A 5929-nucleotide genomic window follows, 5' to 3' on the forward strand; every position below is an offset into this window, starting at 1 on the left:
ACAGAACAGTATATCCGCTCTTTACGAACCGGATCCCGCGCCAGGAGATTGGGCTTGTCATGAAAAAAATTCTTTTTGATACCGACGTGCTCATTGAACATTTACGCGGCAACAAGGCCGTCACAAAATCCCTTGAAGACCTCATTGGAAAAGAATCTTTTTTAGCCTACACTTCCATAACAGAAGCAGAAATCTATCATGGTATAAAAGACAATGAAGAAGACCGGGTGCGAGAAACCCTTCAATTATTCCGATGTCTTGATATCACCCAATCCGTGGGACGAAGGGCGGGAATGTATTTGAAAAAATATGCCAAATCCCATGGCATGGATGTCGCTGACGCCCTTATTGCCGCTTGTAGTATTGAAAACAAATTACCCCTGTGCACTTTTAACTGGAAACACTATCCCATGAAAGACATCGAACGGTTTGAAATGGAAAGGTAGCCAAATTGGTTACCCCCCTGTAGTCCCCCCCTATTAAGGGGGACAGAAGCAATTAAATTCCCCCCTCCTTGATAAGCGCTGTCCTGAGCTTGTCCCGCACACGGGATCCCGCTACGCGGCGATCGAAGGAGAGGGGATTACTCCAAATTATTCTCCCCTCCTTTGTAAGGAGGGGATTAAGGGGAGGTAGAAGACTTGCCCTTCCCACGCAAAAAGCGTGGGAATAAACATTAAAAAGAAAGTTGAGCGGCAACCCCAAGCCCAGTAATGCCGTAAGTTTCTGGAGTTCCGATAAATTTTGCAACTGCAGGGCCACCGTAGCTACCGGCTTCAAAAGCGACAGTATCTCCCGGCTTAACACCCACACCCATCAAATAAGCAGCAGAGACAACAACACCTGGTTTGCCGTCATCATTCCAACCTACGCCAGCGGCTCCGGTGGCAGACACAAGCAAATAAATTGGCTTGATAATATGAAATTGAAGCCTGCCCTCAACGGCTCCTGCAACGGTTAAGGTTCCACCTTCAGAGTCTGAAGGGCTTATACTTTCCCCTGTACGGTTTCCAGAAATGATAGCCGAAGCATTAAAAGCAACTTTTACACGTTTTCCAGCTTCCGCAGAGTAAAAACCCGGCTGCCAAAAAATAGAATCCGCTTTGCCTCCTGCGCCATCGGGGTTTAACGAATACCCAACTGTATTGGACAAAATAGGATCTAATTCACCCTCTACTGCCACACCCTCCCCCTTCTCCGCCATCGCCGGACACTGATTAATATTAGTTCCCCTGCCTTCTATCACACCATTAAGACAGGCAAGAGCATTCCTATAATATTTTGACTGCTCAGAAGTTGCTGTGTTAAGAGCCGTTGTTATCTGATTTTTTATTTCTTCTATTTTTGCTCTTTTAGCACCATCATCGCCAGCTGCATTAACTTCAGAAACTTTGCCTTGAAACCATTGTTTTTGTGGTGCCAGTGTATCTATATCTCCCATAAAATTCTCCCTAATATTTAAAACTCATTTTCCCCTCTTCCCCCCTCTTAAAATAAAAGGGGGGTGGGGGAGTTATTTCTTTTCATTCTTATTATCGGCAAAACCGCGAAAATGTTGCGGGGGGGGAGGAAAAAAAGATGGGTACCTTTGTATACCAGTAAAATCGCATGCGGGATAAATCCATGGTTCGACGGGGCTCACCATGTCCGAGTATGTGAACAAATCCATGGTTCGAAAACCTCACCATGTCCGAGTATAGGGTATGAAAAAAATAAATGGACATGGTGAGCCCCGTTCCGCAAACGGAATCCCGCTACGCGGTGATCGAACCATGACTCGGGGCACTCGGAACGCGCTCCCATACACCCAGGACATCCCGCAAACGGGACCCCGCTACGCGGTGGTTAAACCATCTACGCCTCTTACTTATGCCTACCTTTTTCAAAAACTTCCCTTGCCCTACCTTTTTCCGCTTCAACCCTACGTTCTCGCAAGGCACGGGTTGTTTCGGCGGCACGAGCTTGTTCGGCTTTTCTTTCTTCTAACTTTTGCCTAGCTACATCCCTTACATAACGGCTTGCGACCTCATCCATATTTGAAGCAATCTCTGGGGCTTGGGCCATCCTATTCAAACTTTCAACAAAAATGGCATCTGTGTAAGCACGCAATTGAGGGTTAAGCCTTAACTGAATGGCTACTTTTTCCCCTACAACTCTTAATTGTGCTCTTAATTCTGGGTAAGCCACCGATTCTATTCTTAATCGCTTCAAAAGTTCATAGGGAGACAAATCGGAATATTTTTCCAGAAGATCTTTAAGAGGGTTTTGTGAAACTTGGCTGACAGCTTCAACAGGGGCCCCTACACTGGCAGCCACATTTCGTTTGGCCTGTTCCAAAATGGTAGCGGGCACTTCAGAAGGAAGATAGCTTTCTCCCCTTGCAGCAGCTGCTTGCACCATTAAACGGCTTACTTCCTGAGCCACTGCTTGTTGGTATTGTTCTTCCACACCCTTTACAACCTGGGCTGCCAAGGCTTGAACATGGCCCATAAATTGGGCCGCTCTAGCCATGAGTGCTTCCATATCCTCTATTACTGGCCGACGAGCCAACCCACGAGGAGGAGGGGCCCTTCGTGCCGCAGGTATGGCCGTTGCTACAGGCAGCGGAGAGGCGCCGGGTGCTGCTTGAGGAACGGGCAGTTTCCCTGCCGGCCTAGGAGGAGTTGCTGGGGGGCCTGGGGGGCCTGCAGCTGCTTGCGCAGCCCTTTCAGCCAAAATACGGGCACGCTCAGGTGCTGGCGTTTCAGGGGGTAACCCATCATCGATATTGGCTCTCCGTAAAGCTTCATCTACAGGTCGGGCAATACGTATAGCATCAGCGTCTTGTGTTACGGCCTCGGCGGGTTTGAAAACTTTATCGTTAATCTCAACGCCTAGCACAACATCCCTGACGTAGTCTGGATTAAACTTTCGAGATGCTTTAGTTTTATGATCCCCATCTCTTATTAATCTGATTTCATGACTGATGAGAACGATGATAATTTGATGGGGTGTGCTTACATCAGTAAGGACTCCCGAAGCCAAAGCATTTTCAAGAGCGGTAGCTTGAACATGATTAATGAAATCTCCCATTGTTTTACATGTACTGTAGCCATCTCGATACCAACTACTGATAACCAACACTTCATTGTTACCCGTTTTGCGTGACATCGCAAATTTGCCCAAAGCTCTCACAAATTCATTATGGTCAATAATCAAATCTTTCACGTGAGCAAAAATAGGATTTTCTGAAGGAAGTTTTGGCCCGGTTTCTCTCGGCGCGGGAGGAGGAGGTAGTGGTGGTGCAAGTCTTGCCGGATCAGGAGCCGGTGGAGGAGGAGGTACTCCCAATGGGGCTTTCCCTTTATCTGCAGGAGGAGGTGTTGGTTGGGCCGGTCCGTTAAAAATTCGTCCCTGTTCCCTATCCACTCTACCCTTCATCCTTATAAGGGCTACCTGGTTGGGAAGCACAATTGCATTACCATCACTACGCACTTGATCAATCAACAGATCCACTAAAAGAGATGGTAAATTTTGTTCTGTGACAACACCACTTTCTATAGCACTACGAAGCGCAGTTTCCATGGTATTGGCAGTAGCAGGGCCACCGCCTATATTGTCAACAGCTTGGCTTATTTTACCTTTATCACCTGCCTTTTTCTTGGATAGGTTGTCGATAATATCAAGAATTTCGCCCACTGTTGTTGCGCCATTAACCAATGCATGGAGGGCTCTTTCCAAGGATTGGTTCCCCTTTGCCATCTCAGCAATAAGAACTGTGGTATCGATAGGAATGTCACACACTTCCTTAAAAATGGGATTCTTTGAAACTGTGTCTGCGTCTGCAGGGGGTGGGAGAGGAAGGGGGGCAGCAGGAATCTCGGCTGGTAAATAAATATTAGCAGCACCAGCAGCCGTGCTTTTACTGGACAACTGGGCTCCTGCGGCATCTAAATAAACAAAATCCGTTATTTCCCCCGCAGCATTTTTATATACAGCAACAGAAGCTATGTCAGGAACAACATCAAGATTAGCGCCCGCACGTGTAAGAGCTTCACGCCCGACATCGGTAAGCGTACTCACTTGATAAATTGTCTTCGTCCCACCACCCACTGTTTGTTTAATAACGGGGGGGACAGGCACAGCGGCGCCAGTGGCGCCGGCAGCATTTCCAGTGGCTGGTGTAGCTTGTTTTGTATCCAACACCTTTCCAATGTTTTCCCCTAGTGTTTGAGCTGAAGCTTTTAAGGCCAATACATTAGGAGCAGCATTAGCAGGAATTGCTGCATCCTTCAAACCTTGCAAGGCTGTTCGAGCCCCGGTCATTGCTTTACGGGCCTTCACAAGTTGAGGAGTGTTTTGTTGAGGCCCATGGGATAGCAAGGGCGCTAGGGCATCAACATGGCTTTGCAAACTTTTTAAAGCCGCTGCAACTTTTGGGATAGCTTTAACGTCACCTCCAATGGCTTTTGCTTGGGCTTTCTTAATTTTTCTGACAGCAGCATTAATCGCATCGGTATGATGGTTAATGGCCATCCGTATACGTCGTTCCAATTGCCTAAAAGCCCGGCGACCCACGCCACTGATCCAGAGCCGCATGGGATTCCATCGTGACCGGCCAAACAGGTTTCCAAGATAATCGTTAGCTAAATCTTGCGCACGGTCTGTAGCTTGCTGTGCGGTACCAGCATCCCTAGCCACAGGATTGCTTCCATTTCTCACAACAACCCTATCGCCTTGCCGTGAATCCCTTCTTCTGTCAGCAGCTTCCGTACGAGTGGGTCTTTGAGGTGGCACAGAGTCCCCCATTCCCCTTATCTGAGCATCGGCCCGGGCGTTGATGGCTAAGTGGCGGCCAACTAATAAAGCCAGCAATGCGCTTAGACCAGCTGCTGCATACATATCTAAAGGTGCACTTAAGTACTGAGATAAAATTGGTATTGCACGAGCCTGAGCATCTAGTTCTTTTTGTTTTAAACCAGGTAAAGATGTAAGTATGTCATTAACATTTGCTGTAAGGTGACTAAGAATTACTAACGGATTATCACCTTCAATAGTAATCTCCGCATTAGTAAACTCTTCAACAAGTGAGCCTATCTCCTCATTCATTGCATCCACTTGTTCTGAAGGGTCTGAAGGCCATACAGGGTCCTTCTGATTTGCTTGCACAGCACCTGCTACACCTTGTTCTACATTAGTAGCCTCACTGGGAGGTTGTGGGGCTTCTGAAGGGGGGGTTGCCGGCTCACTTGCTGGTTCTACAATAGGTGGTGGTGCAGCAGCAGATGGTTCTGAGGAGGCAGGAATTGGTCCGTTAGCAATTGTTAAATTAGCCTCAATAACAGCAATTTGCCCCCCCTTAGTGCCAAGTTTTTCGATGAGAAAATCTTTAAATGTTTTTTTCTCATTTCCTGAAATTTTCTTATAAGTAGCAAATGCTTTTTTGGCGGCATCCTTATCTTGCTCCGTTGTAAGATACTTCTGAAAAAAATCATCAACACTTGTGGCAAAAGCTTTATATTTATCTTTATAGGCTTGATCGTTTGTTAGTTTAGTTGCATCGGGCGCTTTAAGTTGTACAAAAACTGGGCCGGTATAAGCATCAGTGGGTGTGGTTTGAAGGTGCAGCGCCTTAGATTCATCATAAATAACTTGTTTGTCCTCATCAGGGTTACAAGTAGTCGCACCAGAACAAGTGCCACCATTTAAAACAACAAAATCATCAAAATCATTTTTGTTATCGTTATCTTCATCTTTATAAAACGCGGAGGCATCTCCCCATTTGATTTTAGTATCTGTAACAGACATGGCTTATCTCCTTAAAACATTATAGTTCGGGTATAATATAAGACGTTGGCTTTACCGCCTTCTTCCCAACAGCTTTTTTATCTAACTTATATTTCTTTTTAATTTCTTCGATCCCTTTATCCCAATCTCCCAGAACCCTTGC

Annotated in this window: 3 protein-coding genes; 1 reads left to right on the forward strand and 2 read right to left on the reverse strand. The window is 46.5% G+C overall.

Annotated features, from left to right (window positions below; translation table 11 throughout):
• Positions 1-59 precede the first annotated feature (59 nt).
• Positions 60-446 carry a hypothetical protein gene (locus A2048_07510; GenBank protein ID OGP08261.1) on the forward strand — a complete coding sequence of 129 codons (387 nt, stop codon included), beginning with the start codon at positions 60-62 and terminating at the stop codon, positions 444-446.
• A 230-nt stretch (positions 447-676) separates the two neighbouring features.
• Here A2048_07510 and A2048_07515 read toward each other — a convergent pair whose 3' ends face one another.
• Together A2048_07515 and A2048_07520 are read right to left on the reverse strand one after the other, a co-directional pair.
• Positions 677-1441, reverse strand: a complete 765-nt coding sequence (locus A2048_07515; GenBank protein OGP08262.1) for a hypothetical protein — start codon at positions 1439-1441, stop codon at positions 677-679.
• A 422-nt stretch (positions 1442-1863) separates the two neighbouring features.
• Entirely contained in the window at positions 1864-5787 is a 3924-nt protein-coding gene (locus tag A2048_07520) for a hypothetical protein (GenBank protein OGP08263.1), read from the reverse strand.
• Between the last annotated feature and the right edge of the window lie 142 nt (positions 5788-5929).

This window comes from Deltaproteobacteria bacterium GWA2_45_12, assembly GCA_001797365.1.
Classification (GTDB): Bacteria; UBA10199; UBA10199; order UBA10199; family UBA10199; genus UBA10199.

Bases quoted from the DNA above. Each gene is read 5' to 3' on its own strand.
- A2048_07510 (OGP08261.1), top strand. From the start codon at position 60: ATGAAAAAAATTCTTTTTGATACCGACGTGCTCATTGAACATTTACGC.
- A2048_07515 (OGP08262.1), bottom strand. From the start codon at position 1,441: ATGGGAGATATAGATACACTGGCACCACAAAAACAATGGTTTCAAGGC.
- A2048_07520 (OGP08263.1), bottom strand. From the start codon at position 5,787: ATGTCTGTTACAGATACTAAAATCAAATGGGGAGATGCCTCCGCGTTT.